The organism is Frigoribacterium sp. Leaf263 (assembly GCF_001422285.1).
Classification (GTDB): domain Bacteria; phylum Actinomycetota; class Actinomycetes; order Actinomycetales; family Microbacteriaceae; genus Frigoribacterium.
The window spans coordinates 25401-43195 of sequence record NZ_LMMO01000005.1 but is presented as its reverse complement, the minus strand read 5'-3'; the positions used below and the strand labels follow the sequence as shown (position 1 = coordinate 43195).

At 71.2% G+C, this 17795-nt stretch carries 20 protein-coding genes; 8 read left to right on the top strand and 12 right to left on the bottom strand.

Translation table 11 applies throughout. The annotated features are described in order from the left end of the window. Positions 1–4 precede the first annotated feature (4 nt). From ASF17_RS13285 to ASF17_RS13255, 7 genes are all read right to left on the bottom strand, one after another. A complete protein-coding gene (locus ASF17_RS13285; protein WP_055800990.1) occupies positions 5–1378 on the bottom strand; it encodes a glycosyltransferase 87 family protein in 1374 nt (457 codons plus the stop codon). Between the two features lie 70 nt (positions 1379–1448). Further along, positions 1449–2423 carry a prenyltransferase gene (locus ASF17_RS13280; RefSeq protein ID WP_055800988.1) on the bottom strand — a complete coding sequence of 325 codons (975 nt, stop codon included), beginning with the start codon at positions 2421–2423 and terminating at the stop codon, positions 1449–1451. Further along, a complete protein-coding gene (locus ASF17_RS13275; RefSeq protein WP_055800984.1) occupies positions 2420–2776 on the bottom strand; it encodes a lycopene cyclase domain-containing protein in 357 nt (118 codons plus the stop codon). The genes ASF17_RS13280 and ASF17_RS13275 overlap by 4 nt, the downstream gene beginning before the upstream one ends. Beyond that, entirely contained in the window at positions 2773–3144 is a 372-nt protein-coding gene (locus ASF17_RS13270; RefSeq protein WP_055800981.1) for a lycopene cyclase domain-containing protein, read from the bottom strand. Before ASF17_RS13270 ends, ASF17_RS13275 begins: the two co-directional genes overlap by 4 nt. Next, positions 3144–4844, bottom strand: coding sequence for a phytoene desaturase family protein (gene crtI / locus ASF17_RS13265; RefSeq protein WP_200913499.1), 1701 nt, complete (start codon positions 4842–4844; stop codon positions 3144–3146). Before crtI ends, ASF17_RS13270 begins: the two co-directional genes overlap by 1 nt. Beyond that, on the bottom strand, positions 4841–5734 hold the full coding sequence (locus ASF17_RS13260) for a phytoene/squalene synthase family protein (RefSeq protein WP_055800977.1): 894 nt from the start codon (positions 5732–5734) through the stop codon (positions 4841–4843). The genes crtI and ASF17_RS13260 overlap by 4 nt, the downstream gene beginning before the upstream one ends. After that, positions 5731–6801: a polyprenyl synthetase family protein gene (locus tag ASF17_RS13255; RefSeq protein WP_055800973.1), complete on the bottom strand. Its 1071-nt coding sequence runs from the start codon at positions 6799–6801 to the stop codon at positions 5731–5733. The genes ASF17_RS13260 and ASF17_RS13255 overlap by 4 nt, the downstream gene beginning before the upstream one ends. 19 nt (positions 6802–6820) lie before the next feature. On the opposite strand from ASF17_RS13255, the gene idi reads away from it, so the two are divergent. Both idi and ASF17_RS13245 read left to right on the top strand, forming a co-directional pair. Continuing rightward, positions 6821–7396, top strand: coding sequence for an isopentenyl-diphosphate Delta-isomerase (idi, locus tag ASF17_RS13250; RefSeq protein ID WP_082475383.1), 576 nt, complete (start codon positions 6821–6823; stop codon positions 7394–7396). 153 nt (positions 7397–7549) lie between these two features. Continuing rightward, positions 7550–7750, top strand: a complete 201-nt coding sequence (locus tag ASF17_RS13245; RefSeq protein WP_055800969.1) for a hypothetical protein — start codon at positions 7550–7552, stop codon at positions 7748–7750. 7 nt (positions 7751–7757) lie between these two features. On the opposite strand, the gene ASF17_RS13240 is transcribed toward ASF17_RS13245, so the two are convergent. After that, the gene (locus ASF17_RS13240) at positions 7758–8870 is read right to left on the bottom strand and encodes a fatty acid desaturase family protein (protein ID WP_055800966.1); all 1113 of its coding nucleotides are present in this window, start codon (positions 8868–8870) and stop codon (positions 7758–7760) included. Between the two features lie 187 nt (positions 8871–9057). Between ASF17_RS13240 and ASF17_RS13235 the strand changes: the two genes are divergently transcribed. Both ASF17_RS13235 and ASF17_RS13230 read left to right on the top strand, forming a co-directional pair. After that, complete coding sequence (locus ASF17_RS13235) at positions 9058–9717, top strand: HdeD family acid-resistance protein (protein WP_055800962.1); 660 nt, start codon at positions 9058–9060, stop codon at positions 9715–9717. Beyond that, positions 9714–9959, top strand: coding sequence for a hypothetical protein (locus ASF17_RS13230; protein WP_055800959.1), 246 nt, complete (start codon positions 9714–9716; stop codon positions 9957–9959). The genes ASF17_RS13235 and ASF17_RS13230 overlap by 4 nt, the downstream gene beginning before the upstream one ends. A gap of 155 nt (positions 9960–10114) precedes the next feature. Here the strand turns inward: ASF17_RS13230 and purB are convergent, their stop codons facing one another. The 4 genes from purB to ASF17_RS15650 all read right to left on the bottom strand — a co-directional run bounded on the left by purB (position 10115) and on the right by ASF17_RS15650 (position 12653). Continuing rightward, positions 10115–11497: an adenylosuccinate lyase gene (gene purB, locus ASF17_RS13225; RefSeq protein WP_055800954.1), complete on the bottom strand. Its 1383-nt coding sequence runs from the start codon at positions 11495–11497 to the stop codon at positions 10115–10117. Then, positions 11494–12006: a low molecular weight protein-tyrosine-phosphatase gene (locus ASF17_RS13220; protein WP_268761079.1), complete on the bottom strand. Its 513-nt coding sequence runs from the start codon at positions 12004–12006 to the stop codon at positions 11494–11496. The genes purB and ASF17_RS13220 overlap by 4 nt, the downstream gene beginning before the upstream one ends. Next, the gene (locus ASF17_RS13215) at positions 12003–12410 is read right to left on the bottom strand and encodes a phage holin family protein (protein ID WP_055800945.1); all 408 of its coding nucleotides are present in this window, start codon (positions 12408–12410) and stop codon (positions 12003–12005) included. The genes ASF17_RS13220 and ASF17_RS13215 overlap by 4 nt, the downstream gene beginning before the upstream one ends. A gap of 72 nt (positions 12411–12482) precedes the next feature. Then, positions 12483–12653, bottom strand: a complete 171-nt coding sequence (locus tag ASF17_RS15650; protein WP_156357437.1) for a hypothetical protein — start codon at positions 12651–12653, stop codon at positions 12483–12485. A gap of 123 nt (positions 12654–12776) precedes the next feature. Between ASF17_RS15650 and ASF17_RS13210 the strand changes: the two genes are divergently transcribed. The 4 genes from ASF17_RS13210 (at position 12777) to ASF17_RS13195 (ending at position 17682) form a co-directional block, all read left to right on the top strand. Then, complete coding sequence (locus ASF17_RS13210) at positions 12777–13844, top strand: histidinol-phosphate transaminase (protein WP_082475382.1); 1068 nt, start codon at positions 12777–12779, stop codon at positions 13842–13844. 30 nt (positions 13845–13874) lie between these two features. After that, a complete protein-coding gene (locus tag ASF17_RS13205) occupies positions 13875–15041 on the top strand; it encodes a thiamine pyrophosphate-dependent dehydrogenase E1 component subunit alpha (RefSeq protein WP_055800942.1) in 1167 nt (388 codons plus the stop codon). Positions 15042–15118: 77 nt separating this feature from the next. Further along, positions 15119–16084, top strand: a complete 966-nt coding sequence (locus ASF17_RS13200) for an alpha-ketoacid dehydrogenase subunit beta (RefSeq protein ID WP_055801264.1) — start codon at positions 15119–15121, stop codon at positions 16082–16084. An 11-nt stretch (positions 16085–16095) separates the two neighbouring features. Further along, the gene (locus tag ASF17_RS13195; RefSeq protein WP_055800940.1) at positions 16096–17682 is read left to right on the top strand and encodes a dihydrolipoamide acetyltransferase family protein; all 1587 of its coding nucleotides are present in this window, start codon (positions 16096–16098) and stop codon (positions 17680–17682) included. Positions 17683–17795 lie beyond the last annotated feature (113 nt).

The following is a 17795-nucleotide window of genomic DNA, read 5'->3' as shown; positions in this document are numbered from 1 at the left end:
ACCGTCAGCGCAGCGATCGCAGTCCGGCGCCCACGGGCTCGACGACCGGCGAGCGCCGGGTCAGCCCGACGGCGGAGAGCGCCTCGGACAGCACCCGGAGCGCGCACCACCCGAAGAGCACGACGAGCAGCGCGTTGCGCACCGTCAGCACGACCACCGCGAACGGGTTGAGATCGAGCAGCGCCAGGTACAGGATCGGGAACACCAGCGTGGTCAGACCGGCCGTCCAGGCGACCAGGATCGACGGCACGCGGAACTGCTCGGGGCGGAGCGCCAGCCCGACGGCGACGACCGGCGCGATCCACAGCACGTACTGCGGCGAGCCGACCTTGTTGAGCGTGACGAACGTGGTGGTCAGGGCGAGGGCGCCGAGCAGGACGACGCCGGTCTCGTCGACGGCGCGAGCCCCGCGACGGGCGCCCGGCAGACCCCTCGCGGCCACGGCGGTCAGGAGCGCCAGCACGATCAGCACGCCGAGCATGAGCCCCGTGCTGCCGTTGATGAGCCAGGCGTCGCCCGGCCCCATGACCTCGTTCGTCGCGAGGCCGACGTTCTCGTAGACGGATGAGCCGGGGACCCCGAGCATCGACAGCCAGACCCAGGGCATCGACATCGGCGCCTCGAGCTGCAGACCGCGACTCGACTGCATGGTGATGAAGCTGTCGAGGTGCGAGGCTCCTCCGCCGACGACGACGAGCCCGACGATCGCGGCGCTGGTGGCCACCCCGGCGCCGACGATCGTGCCGCGCCGCCTCGAGGCGGCCACGGCGGCGGCGATGACGGCGGCGGGCCAGACCTTGATCCAGGTGGCCACGGCGAGCAGCACGCCCGCGATGCGGGGGCGGGTGGCCAGCAGCAGCAGAGCCGCCACGATCATCGGGGCGCTGAAGCCCTCGAGCCGGAGGAACCCGACGGGCGCCAGCAGGAACAGGATGAGCAGCCACCACCAGGCCGCCGTGGCGTCGACGGTCTTGCGGCCCCGGTCGGTCAGCAGCCACAGCCCGCCGGCGTTCGCCGCCGTCAGCAGGAGCAGCCAGACGAACTGGTAGAGCGACTCGCCGAGGATGTTCGACAGGACGATGGGCCCCAGAGCGCCGGCGGGGTAGACCCAGTCGTAGTCGAGCACGGGCCAGCGACCGTCGGCCAGGGCGCCGCTCGCCCACGACCGGTAGAGGGGCAGATCTCCGGTGACGTCGCCCGCGACCATCAGCGGGGTGAGCGCGAGCATGACCGTGCCGTGGAGCGACGCGAAGGCCCACCAGATGGCGTGCGGGTGCTGCCGGATGACGGCCCAGCGCTCGGCCACCTTGTGGCCGGTGTCGTTCCAGGCGCGGGCACGGCGCACGGCGGCGGCGGATCGTCCGAGGCGAGGGCTCACGGGGCGACCCTAGGGTCGTCGCCTGTCACGGAGGTGAACGGCATGCGGCGGGTCGGCTCGAGACGCCGGGCTAGGCCAGCGCCACCCACCAGATCAGGAGCATCGTCGTGACGAAGCCCGACAGGAAGTTGAGGGTCAGGAACCGCTTCCACCCGCGGTTGACGCCTTCCGCGTCGGCGTCGGCGACGTTCCACCACGGCGCGCAGCTGAGCGCGTAGACCACGGGGATGACGGCCGCGATCGGACCGGGGAACTCGGTCAGCGTCATCAGGACACCGGCGAGGAGGTACGCCACGACCGAGAAGCGGACGGTCGCCTTCGCGCCGATGACGGTCGCGATCGACGCGATGCCGCCCTCGCGGTCGGCGAGGACGTCCTGCACGGCGCCGAACGCGTGACTGGCCATCCCCCACAGGAAGAACGCGGCGAGGAGGGCGACGAGCTGCGGCGTGACCGTCGCCCCGGCGAGCGCCAGACCGTAGACGGCGGGGCTCACGAAGTGCGTGCTCGACGTGATCGAGTCGATGAACGGGCGCTCCTTGAAGCGGAGACCGGGGGCCGAGTAGGCGATGACGGCGAAGACGCTGACGGCCAGCACCAGCCAGCTGAGCGGGCCGCCGACCGCGACGAGGAACACGAGGAACGGCACGTTCGTGACGACGGCCGCCCACAGCGTCGTGCGGTGCAGGCTCCGGTCGAGCAGCGCACCCTCGACGCCGCCCTTGCGCGGGTTGCGGAGGTCGCTCTCGTAATCGAAGACGTCGTTGATGCCGTACATCGCGAGGTTGTAGGGCACGAGGAAGTACACGATGCCGACGACCGCGATCAGCCACGGCACGGCCGAGAAGTCGAAGAAGCCGGTCGCCCCGCCCGACGACAGGACCGCGAGGGCGCTCGAGCCGTCTTGGCCGACCGGCCCGTACGACCCGCCGTACGACACGGTGCCGCTCGCCGAGGTGAGGATGAACGCCGCCGCGAACGGGAACGCCGTGTTGATCCAGCTGAGGGGCCGCGACGACCAGAACAGGGCGGTCACCGTCTTCACGAGCGCGCCTCCTTCGGGGTCCGGCGACTGCCGAGCAGCGTCCACACCGACGGCAGGAGCACGAGCGCCGCGACGGCGTAGGCGAAGTCCTCGAGGGGGGCGATGCCGAGCTTCACCCCGCTGATGCGGTCGGGGGCGTAGTCGACGAGCCCGACGCCGATCATGATGTTGTCGAAGACGGCGGTCATGACGAGCAGCACGACGGTCGCGAGACCGGCCGCCCGCACCCGGGCGGCCCGGGCCGCCGAGGAGGCGCGCTCGGCTCGACCGCGCAGCCAGGCCGCCAGCACGGCCGCCCCCGCCACCACGGCCACGAGCGCGAGGAACACCGCGTTGATCGCCCAGTACGTCATCGCGTGCCCCCCTGGCGGGCAGAGGCGTCACGGGCGGAGGCGTCGCGAGCGGAGGCGCGGCGGTCGACGATCAGACGGGTGCCGGCCAGCAGGTTCATCGTCAGGTAGCAGAGCAGCGTCAGGAAGAAGACCTCTTCGAGCGGCAGCTCGGGGGCGATCTGGATACCGGTCATGAACGACGTCTCGCCGCGGAAGAACACCCCGGCGTCGATCCCGACGATGTCCCAGATCAGGAAGAACACGACGCCGATCAGCAGGGTCACGAAGGCCCGCCCGGCGTCGCGCCAGAAGAACAGGGTGAAGCGGCGGTCGAGCATGGCCATGCCGAAGAGCGAGATGCCGAGCGCGACGAGGTACAGCGCGCCCATCAGGCCGCGGACTCCGCTCGCGTCGCCGGAGCGCCCGACGCCGACCCCGACGGCTCGGGGAGCGGCTCGGTGCTGCGGTCGCCCCGCAGGTTCTTGAGGAGGATCTCGGCGCTGATCAGGCACATCGGCAGACCGATGCCGGGTCGCACCGAGCCGCCGACGTAGAACAGGTTCTCGACGTGCTCGGACGTGTTGCCGGCGCGGAACATGGCGCTCTGGTCGAGGGTGTGGGCCGGGCCGAGCATGCTGCCGCTCCAGGCGTTGACGTCGTCGACGAAGTCGCGGGGGCCGCGCGTCCGGCGTACGACGACGCGGTCGGCGAGATCGGCGACGCCCGTCCAGCTCGCGATCTGATCGATCACGAGGTCGGCGAGCCGCTCGATCAGCGTGTCGCCGTCGCCGTCCAGGTCGCCGCCGCCGAGCGCCGGGTCGGCGGGCAGCGGCACGAGCACGAAGAGGTTGGTGTGCCCCTCGGGCGCGGTCGACGGGTCGACGGTGCTCGGCTTGCAGACGTAGAGCGACGGCGGGTCGGGGATGCGCTTGTCGGCCCCGAAGATGCGGTCGAAGTTCTCGTGCCAGTCGTTCGCGAACAGCAGCGTGTGGTGCTCGAGCTCGGGGATCTCGCCCTCGACGCCGAGGTACATCAGCAGCGCGCTGGGGCCGGGGTCGCGCTTCGACCAGTAGTCGTCGTCGAACGTGCGGAGCGACGGCGGCAGCATCGTCGTCTCGACGTGGTGCAGATCGGCCGCGCCGACGACGACGTCGGCCTCGAGGCGACGCACCGCCCCCGTCGCGTCGGCGTACTCGACGCCGGTGGCGACGCCGCGCGAGCGCGGCTTGCCCGACCCGCGGCCCGCCTCGGGGTCGGCGGTGAGCACCCGGGTGACGGACGCCCCCGTCTCGATGCGGACGCCGGCCTGCCGGGCGACGCGCTCGATGGCGTCGATGACGGTGATGAGCCCGCCGCGCGGGTAGAGCACCCCGTCGTCGAGATCGAGCGTGCTCATCAGGTGGTACATGCTCGGAGTCCTGAACGGCGACGATCCGAGGAACACCGCGGGGTAGCCGAGGATCTGCCGCAGCCGCGGCTCCTTCACCGTCCGCGACGCGAACGAATCCAGGTCTTGGAGCAGGAGGCGCGCGAGCTTCGGCAGGCGGACGACGACGTCTCCGCGCAGCAGGGGCCCGACGCTCTCGAAGCTCGTGTAGAGGAACCGCTGCTTGGCCATCTCGTAGGTGTCGCGGGCCGAGCGCAGGTAGCTGCGCATGCGGTCGCCGCTGCCCGGCTCGATCGACTCGAACAGCGCGATGTTCTCTTCGAGGCCGCGGGGGACGTCGATGGGCGCGTCGGACGCGCCGTCGGCCGACGGCTCGAAGTAGACGCGGTAGCCGGGGTCGAGCTCGACGAGGTCGAGCTGCTCGGCCGACGAGGTGCCCATCAGCCGGAAGAAGTGGTCGAACACCTCGGGCATCAGGTACCAGCTCGGGCCCAGGTCGAACCGGAATCCCTCGTGGCTCCACGAGCCGGCGCGACCGCCCACGGCGTCGTTCTTCTCGAGCAGCACGACGTCATGGCCCTCGCGGGCCAGCAGCGCGGCCGAGGCCAGCCCGCTGATCCCGCCGCCGATGACGACGGCCCGGGAGCCGTACCGCTCGACGGTGGTGTCTCCGGTGGCGCGGTCGAGCCAGGGTGTGCTCACGAGGTCCTCTCGGCGGGGCGATCGGGGATGCGGGTGGTCCGGCCGGCCGCCGCCGCGAGGGCGATGCGGACCTTCACCGGGTCGGGGACGCGGACGCGCGCCCGGATGAGCGAGGAGGCGGGGGTCGCCTCGATCCGCCGGTTCAGCTCGGCGAACAGGCCGTGGGCGAGGGCCACGGCACGTCGCGAGCTGCTCGGCAGCACGGGGATGATGTCGCCGGCGACCCGGAGGTCGTCGTCGATGTCGGCGACGAGTCTCGCCTTCGTGGCCTCGTCGAACGACCCGACGTCGACGCCGGGGAAGTAGCTGCGACCGAGCTGCTCGAAGTCGGCCGCGAGGTCGCGGAGGAAGTTCACCTTCTGGAAGGCCGCCCCCAGGCGCCGCGCGCCCTCGTCGAGCTCGGCGACCGTCGTCGCCGGGAACGCGTGCCCGAGCAGGAACGCGCGCAGGCACATGAGCCCGACGACCTCCGCCGAGCCGAAGACGTAGCGGTCGAACGACTCGGCGTCGTGCTCGCGGGCGCTGAGGTCGGCGCGCATCGAGGCGAAGAACGGCCGTGTCAGCTCGTGGCCGAAGCCGGCCGTGCGGGCCGTCCGGGCGAAGGCGTGCACGACGAGGTTCGCGCTGAAGCCCGTCTCGACGGCCCGCTCGGTCTCGGCCTCGAACTCGTCGAGGCACCGCGCGGCCGACTCGGGGTCGAGTCCGGCCTCGGCCGCCGGGCCGTCGACGATCTCGTCGGCGACGCGCACGAGCGCGTAGACGTTCTCGACGTGCTGCCGCACATCGGCCCCGAGGAGGCGCGAGGCCAGACCGAACGACGTCGAGTACCGGCGGATGACACCGGACGCGGTCTCGTCGGCGACGGTGTCGTACAGCGCCAGACCGGTCATCGGACCCTCTCGAGGACGGTCGCGACGAGCGGCGTCAGCGCCTCGCGCAGGGCGTCTCCGACGGCGGGGCCGTCGAGGACGTCGAGGGCCCGCTGCGCGTGCTCCTCGACGAGGGTCTCGGCGAACGCGCGCGCCCCGCAGGCCTCGAGTCGGCCCCGGACGTGCGCCGCCTCGTCGGGAGTCAGGTCGGCCTTGCCGATGAACGGCTGCACGGCGAACCACTGGTCGGTCGTCGCCGCGTGGGCGATGAGCACGGTGCGCTTGCCCTCGCGGAGGTCGCCGAGCGTCGTCTTGCCGGTGCTCTCCTCCGTTCCGAAGACGCCCAGGAGGTCGTCGACCACCTGATAGGCGACGCCGACCTCGCGCCCGAACTCGCCGACGGCGTGGACGACCTCGTCGTCCGCACCCGCGAGGACGGCGCCGGCCTGGAGAGGCGCCTCGAACGAGTACACGGCCGTCTTGGCGCGCTCCATGTTCAGGATCTCGTCGACCGTGGGGACGTCGTCCGAGAGCGAGAGCTCGACGTCGACCATCTCGCCGCCGGCGCTGACGAAGATCGCCTCGTCGAGGATGTCGAGGAGGCGCGCCTGCACTCCGCTGCCGCACCTCACCTGCAGGAGGAGGCGGCTGGCGCCGGTCAGCGCGAGGTCGCCTGCGATGACGGCGGCCGACATGCCCCGGTGCTCGGCGGCGGGGGTCGAGAGCCCGGCGGTCGTCGCGGTGTCGCGGTAGCTGCCCGAGACGTTCGGGATGCCCCGACGCGAGAAGTCGCGGTCGATGACGTCGTCGTGGACGATCAGCGCGGTGTGCAGCAGCTCGAACGCCGCGCCGACTCCGGCGACAGCTTCTTCGTCGTCGCCGCCCAGGGCGTCGTAGGCCGTGAAGACCATGCGCGGGCGGAACCGCTTGCCGCCGGCGCTGTTGCGCTCGAGCACGGACCAGAGGTCGACGTACCGCGAGCCGACCGACTCGGCCCGCCGCTTGGCTAGGCTGAAGAAGCCGTCGAGGACGGCATCGACACGCTCGTGTCGCTCGCGCGTCCGCGCGCGGAGAAGTTCACCGTCCACGCTAGGCAGACTACCGCTCATGACATCCGAGAAACCCTCCGCGCCCGACGAGGTCGGCACGATCGCCACCGAGGCGCAGCCCGAGCTGGTCGTCCTCCTCGACGACGCGGGTCGACCGGTCGGGACGACCGAGAAGGCGACCGTCCACACGGCGACCACGCCCCTCCACCTGGCCTTCAGCTGCCACGTCGTCGACGAGCGCGGGCGCGTGCTCGTCACCCGTCGCGCGCTGTCGAAGAAGACCTGGCCCGGCGTCTGGACGAACTCGTACTGCGGTCACCCGGCACCCGGTGAGACGCCGGCCGAGGCCGTCCGCCGCCGGGCCTCGCAGGAGCTCGGCATCGAGGTGAGCGACGTCGAGGTGATCCTCCCCGACTTCCGGTACATCGCCACCGACGCCTCCGGCGTCGTCGAGAACGAGATCTGCCCGGTCTTCACGGCCCGGGTCGTCGGGGTCCCCGACCCCTCGCCCGACGAGGTCGCCGAGTGGGCCTGGGTCGAGCCGTCCGAGCTCCGCCGGGCCGTCGCGGCCGCACCGTTCGCCTTCAGCCCCTGGCTCGGGTGGCAGCTGGAGGCGTGGCCCGCGACGTCGTGAGCGACGGGCCCGCCCGACCCGCGCCTCCTCGACTCGACTCCTGAATCAGCACCGAGGGGGCCTTGTCAAGCCCGTACCCCGATCTACCCGCCAAATCTAAGGTGAAGACTCCTCCGCACCTCGGCGGGGCTCCTGACGGAAGGCGGACCGATCGTGACGAGCACCTACACCAGCGATCCCGCCACGGAGCCGATCCGCATCGTGGGTTACCGCAAGCCGAGGGCCCGGCCCTACGACGAGGTCGTCGAGCGACGACGGCGGAACGCCCAGGAGGCGCGGAACCGACCCGAGGTCGACCCGCGCCTGCGCTACATGGACTTCCTGGTCGTCCGGCAGGACGAGCGCACCGGCTGAACCGCGATCAGCGGGGGCGGAGCGCCTGCGCGGCCGGGCAGTCGAACGGGTCGCGCGCGGCGAGGCCGACGCGGTTGAGGTAGCGGACGACGATCCCGTACGACTTCGTGATGGTCGTCTCGGTGTAGGGGATGTCGTGTTCGGCGCAGTGCTGCTTCACGAGGCGGCTGGCGGCGCGCAGGTGCGGCCGGGCCATGCTCGGGAACAGGTGGTGCTCGACCTGGTAGTTGAGACCGCCCATGAACGCGGTCGAGAAGCGACCGGTGATGTTGCGCGACGTGAGGACCTGCTTGCTGAGGAAGTCGACCTTGGCGCCCTCGGGGATGATCGGCATGCCCTTGTGGTTCGGCGCGAACGACGAGCCCATGTAGAGGCCGAAGACGGCCATCTGCACGCCGATGAAGGCGAAGGCCATGCCGAGCGGCAGGAACCAGAACACGACGCCGAAGTACAGCGCGAGGCGCACGGCGATGAGGGTGATCTCGAGGGCGCGGCCCTCGACCTTCTCGCGACCGAGCAGGGTCTTGAACGAGGTCACGTGCAGGTTGACGCCCTCGCCGAGCAGCAGCGGGAAGAAGAAGTAGCCCTGGCGACGCGTGATGAAGCCGAGCACGCCGCGCTGCTTGGCAGCGTCCTCCTCGAGGAAGGAGATCGTGTCGAAGGCGATGTCGGGGTCTTTGCCCTTGGTGTTGGGGTTCGCGTGGTGACGGCTGTGCTTCGTCATCCACCAGGCGTAGCTGATGCCGACGACCCCGGCGGCCAGCACCCGGCCCACCTTGTCGTTCGTGGTGCCCGACTCGAAGACCTGACGGTGCGAGGCCTCGTGGGTGAGGAACGCGAACTGCGTGAGGATGACGCCGAGCGCTGCGGCGATCAGCAGCTGGAACCAGCTGGAGCCGAGCAGGACGAAGCCGGTGGCCGCGCCGCCGAGGCTCAGCGTCAGCACCACGAACACCGTGATGTAGAAGCCGGTGCGACGCTTCAGCAGCCCGGCCTCGCGCACGCTCTTCAGGAGGGCCGAGTAGGTGCTGGTGGGCTTGCTGACCTGACCGGCCACGGTGGGTCGGAACCCGGCCTCGGTCAGGCGGGCGGCGGTGGGGGATGGTGCAACGGACGTCATCGGGCTCCGGCGGTGGTCGACTTCCCAGCCGCGTGTCGTGAGCGATGCGCCCTTGGATGTAGCGAACGTAGGGGAGCCCCCTGGGTAACCGTCGTGAGAAGGGGTGAGCGACGGGTGATCGTCCCGGAGGCCTGTCAGGGGAGGGGCGGTAAACTCCTCGGGTTCCCCGACGCCCGAAAGAGGTCCCGTGTCTGCCCATCCCGACGCTGCCCGCAGCGCGCGCTACTGGCCGGTCCCGCTGCTCCGCGCGGTGCCCGCCCTGGCGATGGGCGTGATCATCACGTTCTCTCCCGACCACTCCCCGCGCATCGGTCTGCTGTTCTTCGGTGCGGCCGCCCTGCTGAGCGGGCTCGTGCTGGCCGTCGGCGCGATCACGCGCCTGGCGTCCGACCCGTCGAGCCGCACGCTGCACGTCGTCCAGGGGGCCGTCGGCATCGTCGCGGGCGCCTTCGCGCTCGTGTTCTCGTCCGGGGGCCTCACGGCCCTGGTGGCGACCGTGCTCTCGTGGGCCTTCGTGACCGGGGCGCTCGAGCTCGTCACCGGGCTGCGTCGTCGCGGGCGGTCGCCGCTCGCCAGAGACTGGACGACCGTGGGCGCGCTCACCCTCGTCCTGGCGCTGGCCTTCGTGCTCGTGCCCCCCGACTACGCCCGCGAGCTCGGCGGCATCGAGCGGATCGAGGGCGTGCTGACGTCGTCGACGGTCCTGGTCGGACTGCTCGGCGCGTACGGTGCCCTCATCGGCGTCTTCCTCGTCATCGCCGGGCTGTCGCTGAAGTGGCAGACGACCTCGCCCGACCCGACCGGCGCCCCCACCGACCTCACTTCAGACGGAGTACCCCAGAGATGACCCAACCCAGCTGGCGCGAGCGCGTCCGCCCCGCCGAGTTCCTCGGCCTCAGCGCGGCCTTCGCCGTCTTCATCGGCGTCGTCGTGCTGCTCACCACCCGTGAGCTCGACCTCGCCCTGATCTTCCTGTGCATCGGCTTCATCGTCTCGCTCGTGATCATCGCCATGCTGGCGCTGGCGGCCAAGCCGAACGACGACGAGCAGCACGAGCTCGACGAGTCCGACAAGCCCCGCGGCCACTGAGGCTTCTCGCGCCCGGCCGACCCGCGCCTCCTCGGCTCCGCCCTGCGCGCCTCCGTCGGGTTCGGCGGGTTCCCGTAACTCGCGGCGGGTCAGCGCTGACCCGCCGCGGATGACAGCGACCAGCCGCATCGTCCCGCGGCCCCGCCGGGCGGGGGCTAGGCCAGGCGGTCGACCAGCTGCGACGCGATGCCCGTGTACGTCGACGGTGTCAGGGCGATGAGACGTCGCTTGGCGTCGTCTCCGATGTCGAGACCCTCGACGAAGGCGACGAGCTCGGCCTGGCCGGTCCGCTTGCCGCGCGTCAGCTCCTTCAGCATCGCGTAGGGGTCGGCGATCGACGATCGGCCGGCGACGACCTCGGCTCGGATGACGGTCTGGATGGCCTCGCCGAGCACCTCCCAGTTCGCGTCGAGCTCGGCCTCGAGGGCCACGGTGCCGACCGCGATCTCGCCGAGGCCGCGGCGCAGGTTGTCGAGGGCGAGCATCGAGTGCCCGAACGCGACGCCGATGTTGCGCTGCGTCGACGAGTCGGTGAGGTCACGCTGCTGACGCGAGGTGACGAGGGTCGACGCGAGGGAGTCGAGCAGGGCGCACGAGAGCTCGAGGTTCGCCTCCGCGTTCTCGAAGCGGATCGGGTTGATCTTGTGCGGCATCGTCGACGACCCCGTGGCGCCGGCCTGCGGGATCTGCGTGAAGTACCCCATCGAGATGTACGACCAGACGTCGGTCGCGAGATTGTGCAGCACGCGGTTCGCGTGGGCGACCCGCGAGTACAGCTCCGCCTGCCAGTCGTGCGACTCGATCTGGGTGGTGAGGGGGTTCCAGACCAGACCCAGGCTGTCCTCGACGAAGCCGCGCGAGATCTCGGGCCAGTCGGCGGAGGGGTCCGCGACCACGTGCGCCGAGAACGTGCCCGTCGCACCGCTGAACTTGCCGAGGTACTCGGTGGCCACGATCTGCGCGCGCAGACGCTGCAGGCGGTGGACGAAGACGGCGAACTCCTTGCCGACGGTCGTCGGGGTCGCGGGCTGACCGTGCGTGTGCGCGAGCATCGGGACGTCGCGGGCGTCGGTCGCCCACTGCGACAGGGCGGCCAGCACCGCGTCGAACGCGGGCAGCCAGACGTCGGTGACGGCGGCCTTGACCGTGACCGCGTACGAGAGGTTGTTGATGTCCTCGCTGGTGCAGGCGAAGTGGGTCAGCTCGGCGATGGAGTCGAGACCGAGGTCGCCGAGGCGCGCACGCACGAAGTACTCGACGGCCTTGACGTCGTGGCGGGTGGTGGCCTCGAGGCCGGCGAGCTCGTCGATGGCCTCCTGACCGAAGTCGGCGACGATCGCGCGCAGGGCTCCCTTCCGCCCCTCGTCGAGCGGGCTCGACCCGAAGGCCCCGCGGTCGGTCTGCGCGATCAGCCATTCGACCTCGACGTGCACCCGGGCGCGGTTCAGACCGGCCTCGCTGAGGTGGTCGCCCAGGGAGCCGACGGAGGCGCGGTAGCGGCCGTCGAGCGGGCTGAGGGGCTGAGGGGGCAACGTCATGAGGGTCCCTTGCGGAGTGCTGGTTCGATCTGGCGGAAGAGTGCTGCGCACGACTGCTCGACGAGGTCGAGAACGGTGTCGAACATGGCGGCGTCGGAGTAGTAGGGGTCGGGCACGTCGGTGCCCGGGACGCCGGCGCGCGGTGCGGCGGCCGGGTCGAAGGTCAGCAGCAGTCGCACCTTCGAGCGGTCGGAGTCGTTCGTCGCCCACGACCGCAGGACGCGCTCATGACCCCGGTCGAACGCCACGACCAGGTCGTGCCGGGCGAAGTCGTCGGCGCCGAACTGCTTGGCCCGGTGCCGTGAGCCATCGTATCCGCGAGCCGAGAGCGCGGCCTCCGTGCGCGGGTCGGCGCCCTCGCCGACGTGCCAGTCGCCCGTGCCCGCGCTGCTGATGACGAGGTCGTCGCCGTGCCCCGCGGCGCCCGCGATCGACCGCAGGACGGTCTCGGCCATCGGAGACCGGCAGATGTTGCCGGTGCAGACGAAGCAGACGCTGAAGCGGTTCACCGCCGACGGTCGCCGGACTCGACGATCGGGCGGATGACGATGCCGATCAGCCACGCGAGGATCGCGAGCACGAGGGCGCCGAGCACGCCCCACCAGAAGCCGTCGATCTCGAGGCCGAAGCCGATCCGCCCCGAGATCCAGGCGACGATGCCGAGCAGCAGGCCGTTGACGATCAGCGAGACCAGCCCGAGCGTGAGGATGTAGAGGGGGAACGCCACGACGCGGATCGCCGTACCGACGATGCCGTTGACCACCCCGAAGATGAACGCCACCAGGAGGTACGTGAGCACCGTCTCGGTGGTGCCCCCGGGGCCGTAGGGGTCGACGGCGACCCCGGACACGATCAGCGTGGTCAGCCAGAGGGCCACGGCGTTGATGAGCAGCCTCACGATGAATCGGGTCATGCCCCCATCATGCCGAACCGGCGCCCTCACGCGGTAGTGCGGAGCCCCCGGCCGAGGAGGCGCGGTGCCGCGTCATCCGTCGGGGTCGTCCTCGACCGTTGACGCGGCCCTGTGCGCCACGATGCAGGCCAGGGTCGGCCCCACGACGAGGACGGCCGAAGCGGCCAGCAGGAACGCCAGGTACAGCGACTCGTCGGCCCACGCGAGGACGGAGAGCAGCGCGGCAGAGAAGAAGTCACTCACGTCATGCCTCCTTTCGCGAGCAGCCCCGATCCACGATAAAGATCGCGCCAGTCATGTCAACTGGGTGTCATGCATGCAGGTGCCGCGTCATCCGTCGGGGGCAGCCCGTAGGGTGGCCGGGTGATGACTCCCGTTCGACTTCGCCCCGAGATCGCCGCCCTGCCGCCGTACCGACAGGGCAAGCAGGCGTCGCCCGACGCCTTCAAGCTGTCGTCGAACGAGAACCCGTTCGAGCCGCTGCCGGCCGTCGTCGAGGCCCTCCGCGGCGCCGTCACGGTCAACCGCTACCCCGACGCCACGGCCTCGGCCCTGCGGGGCGCCCTGGCCGAGAAGTCCGGCGTCACCATCGACGAGGTGCACGTCGGCGCGGGCTCCGTCTCGCTGCTGCTGCAGTTCATCCAGGCCGCCGCCGCCCCCGGCGACGAGGTCGTCTACGCCTGGCGCTCGTTCGAGGCCTACCCGGGGCTCGTCACCGTCGCCGGCGCCACCAGCGTGCAGGTGCCCACCCGCGCCGACGGCAGCCACGACCTCGTCGCGATGGCGGCGGCGATCACCGAGCGCACGCGGCTCGTCATCGTCTGCTCGCCCAACAACCCGACGGGCACCACGGTGTCGACCCACGACTTCGAGACGTTCATGGCGGCCGTGCCCGACGACCTGCTCGTCATCCTCGACGAGGCGTACGCCGAGTTCGTCACCGACCCCGACGCCGTCGACGGCGAGTCGCTGACCGAGCGTCACCCGAACCTCGTCGTGCTCCGCACCTTCTCGAAGGCGTACGGACTGGCCGCACTGCGCGTCGGGTACGCGATCGGCGCCTCCTCGGTGCTCGACGCCGCCCGGGCCACGGCGATCCCGCTCTCGGTCACCGAGCAGGGTCAGGCGGCCGCCCTCGCGTCGCTCGCCCACGAAGCCGAGCTGATGACCCGCGTCGACCGCATCGCCATGCTGCGCGATCAGGTGCGGCAGGCGCTGGTCGACCAGGGCTGGGACATCCCGGAGGCGCAGGGCAACTTCGTCTGGCTGCCGACCGGGGAGCAGACGGCGACCGCCGCAGGGGTGTTCGCCGACCACGGCATCGTCGTCAGACCCTTCGCCCCCGAGGGCATCCGGATCACCATCGGCGAGCCCGCGTCGGTCGACAGACTGCTGCGCGCCGCCCAGCAGGTGCGCCGGAACTCATCACTCTGACGGCATGTGGCCGCGGGTATATTGGACGACATGTCTTACATCGATGCGGATCACGGCGTCACGACGATCCAACTGCTCGATCCGGCGGGTCGGCTCGTCGAGTCCGAGGCCGGCTCCGAGCTGCGACCGTACGTGGACGCCCTCGGCGATGATCAGCTGAGGGCCATGCACCGAGACATGGTGCTCACCCGGCGGTTCGACCGCGAGGCCGCCGCTCTCGCCCGCCAGGGTCAGCTCGCCCTCTGGGTGCCGAGCCACGGCCAGGAAGGCGCGCAGGTGGGCGTGGCCCATGCGTCGCGACCCCACGATCACCTGTTCCCGTCGTACCGCGAGCACGCCGTCGCCCTGGCCAAGGGCGTCGACCCCGTCGACATCCTCCGTCTGCTGCGCGGCCACACGCACGGCGGCTGGAACCCCGCCGACCGCGGGAACTTCCACGTCTACACGCTCGTGATCGGCTCGCAGACGCTGCACGCCACCGGCTACGCGATGGGCCTGACCCTCGACGGCAAGACCGCGACGGGCGACCCCGAGGTCGACCAGGCCGTCGTCACGTTCTTCGGAGACGGGGCCACGAGCCAGGGGGACGTCAGCGAGGCGCTCGTCTTCGCCGCCAGCTTCCAGACCCCCGAGCTGTTCTTCCTGCAGAACAACCAGTGGGCGATCAGCGTGCCCGTCGCGACCCAGTCGCGCACCCCGCTCGTCAACCGGGCCATCGGCTTCGGCGTGCCCGGCACCCGCATCGACGGCAACGACGTGCTCGCCAGCTACGCGGTCAGCCGCCGCGACCTCGACGCCGCGCGCAGCGGCGCCGGGCCCCGCTTCATCGAGGCCATGACCTACCGGATCGGCGCCCACACGTCGTCCGACGACCCGACCAAGTACCGCACCGACGACGAGCTCCAGAGCTGGATCGCGCGCGACCCCATCGAGCGGTTCGAGGCGTTCCTCCGCTCCCGCGGCGAAGGCGACGCCTTCTTCGCCGGTCTCGACGCCGAGGGCGACGACCTCGGCGCCGACATCCGTCGACGCACCCTCGAGCTCGCGAAGCCCGAACCGCGATCGATGTTCGACCACGTCTACTCCGAGCCCCACCCCGTCATGCGCGAGCAGCGCGAGTGGCTCGCCTCGTACGAGAGCAGCTTCGGCCAGGACGCCGACCCGACCACGGCCGCCACCGACGGAGGACGCGCATGACCGACACCGCCACGAACCCGATCACGAGCGGCGACGCGACGTCGACCGGCGACGCCACCCGCTCCTCCCTCGAAACCATGCCGCTCGGCCGGGCGATCAACGCCGGTCTCCGCAAGGCCATGGCCGACGACCCCCGCGTGCTGCTCATGGGCGAGGACATCGGCACGCTCGGCGGCGTGTTCCGCGTGACCGAGGGGCTGCAGGCCGAGTTCGGCGCGAACCGGGTCATCGACACCCCGCTCGCCGAGTCGGGCATCGTCGGCACCGCCATCGGACTCGCCATGGGCGGTTTCCGCCCCGTGGTCGAGATCCAGTTCGACGGCTTCATCTACCCGGGCTTCGACCAGATCACCTCGCAGCTCGCGAAGATGACGGCCCGCCACGAGGGCTCGCTCCAGATGCCCGTCGTGATCCGGGTGCCCTACGGCGGGCACATCGGCGCGGTCGAGCACCACCAGGAGAGCCCCGAGGCGTACTTCGCGCACACGGCGGGTCTGCGGGTCGTCAGCCCGAGCACCCCGCACGACGCGTACTGGATGATCCAAGAGGCCATCCGGTCGAACGACCCCGTCATGTTCTTCGAGCCCAAGAGCCGCTACTGGCCCAAGGGCGAGGTCGACCTCGCCGATCCGCACGCCCCCCTGCACGCCAGCCGCGTCGTCCGCACCGGGACCGAGGTGACCCTGCTCGGTCACGGCGCGATGGTCAGCACCCTGCTGCAGGCCGCCGAGATCGCCGCGGGCGAGGGCATCAGCGCCGAGGTCGTCGACCTCCGCTCGCTGTCCCCCGTCGACTACGGGCCCATCCTCGAGTCGGTCCGCAAGACCGGCCGACTCGTCGTCGCCCAGGAGGCCCCCGGGTTCGTCAGCGTCGGATCCGAGATCGCCGCGACCGTGGCCGAGAAGGCCTTCTACTCGCTCGAAGCTCCCGTTCTGCGCGTCAGCGGCTTCGACACCCCCTTCCCTCCCGCGAAGCTCGAGACGCTGTACCTGCCCGACGCCGATCGCGTCCTCGAAGCCGTCGACCGCGCACTCGCGTACTGAGAGAGACCTTCATGACCAGCGAATTCGCTCTGCCCGACGTCGGCGAGGGCCTCACCGAGGCCGAGATCGTCGAATGGCGCGTCGCCCCGGGCGACACCGTCCAGATCAACCAGGTGCTCGTCGAGATCGAGACCGCCAAGTCGCTCGTCGAGCTCCCCTCCCCGTACGCGGGGGTCGTCGAGAGCGTGCTCGTCGCCTCGGGTGAGACGGTCGACGTCGGCACCCCGATCATCACCATCGGCGAGGGCGGAGCGCCCCGCACCCCCGGCGATCGCGCCGCCGAGGCGGAGGCGTCCGAGTCGGGCGGGTTGGCGCGCACCGCCCAGATCATCTCGCAGAACGAAGAGGCGCTGTCCGAGCAGCGGGCCAGGGGCCTCGACACCGCGTCGATCCCGGTCGTGACGACCCGCGCCTCCTCGGAGGGCGGCTCCGACGACGCACCGGTGGCTCAGGCTCAGGCTCCTGCGGCGGCCGCCGCGGCTCCGGCCGCACCCGCCGCGCCCGCCCCCTCGGCGGACGCCGTCGCGGCGAGCGGCGGGACCGGCTCGGTCGCCTCCGCCCACGACGAGTCCTCCGACGGCGGCTCGGGCGCCGTGCTCGTGGGCTACGGGGCCGCGGGCGGCTCGGGCTCGACCCGTCGCCGCAAGCCCGCCCAGAGCGAGGTCGACGCGCGCCAGCTGCGCGTCGCCGAGCAGGCCCGCCGGCGCCCGACGACGTCGGTCCCCGCCGCGCAGGCCCTGCCGATCATCGCCAAGCCGCCGATCCGCAAGCTCGCCAAAGACCTCGAGGTCGACCTGTCGAGCGTCCAGCCGACCGGTCTCGCCGGCGAGGTCACCCGCGACGACGTCATCCGTCACGCGCAGCAGGCGAGCGTGTTCCGCAACATCGAGACGCCCGAGTGGGGCGAGGAGCGCATCGAGCGGATCCCCGTCAAGGGCGTCCGCAAGGCCATCGCCCGGGCCATGACGTCGTCGGCCTTCACCGCGCCGCACGTGAGCCTCTTCGTCGACGTCGACGCCACCCGCACCATGGAGTTCGTCAAGCGCCTGAAGAACTCGCCGCAGTTCGCCGGCGTGAAGGTGTCGCCGCTGCTGATCATGGCGAAGGCGATCATCTGGGCCGTGCGCCGGAACCCGATGGTCAACAGCGCGTGGACCGACAAGGAGATCCTCGTCCGCCACTTCGTCAACCTCGGCATCGCGGCGGCCACTCCCCGCGGCCTGATCGTGCCGAACGTGAAGGAGGCCCAGTCGATGAGCCTGCTCGAGCTCGCCCAGGCGCTCGAGCAGCTGACGCTGACGGCCCGCGACGGCAAGACGACGCCGACCGACATGCAGGACGGCACGATCACCATCACGAACATCGGCGTCTTCGGCATGGACACCGGCACGCCGATCCTCAACCCCGGCGAGGTCGCCATCGTCGCCCTCGGCACGATCAAGCAGAAGCCGTGGGTCGTCGACGGCGAGGTCCGCAGCCGCATGGTGACGACCATCGGCGCGAGCTTCGACCACCGCGTGGTCGACGGCGACGTCGCGAGCCGGTTCGTCGCCGACGTGGCGAGCGTGCTCGAAGAGCCGGCGCTGCTGCTCGACTAGGTCGCGTCACACCCCGGAACCCGCGTTGCACCCCGGAATCCCGGGGTGCAACGCGGGTTCCGGGGTGTCGCGTCGGCGGGGCAGCCGGGGGCGGTTTTGACAATCATTATCAG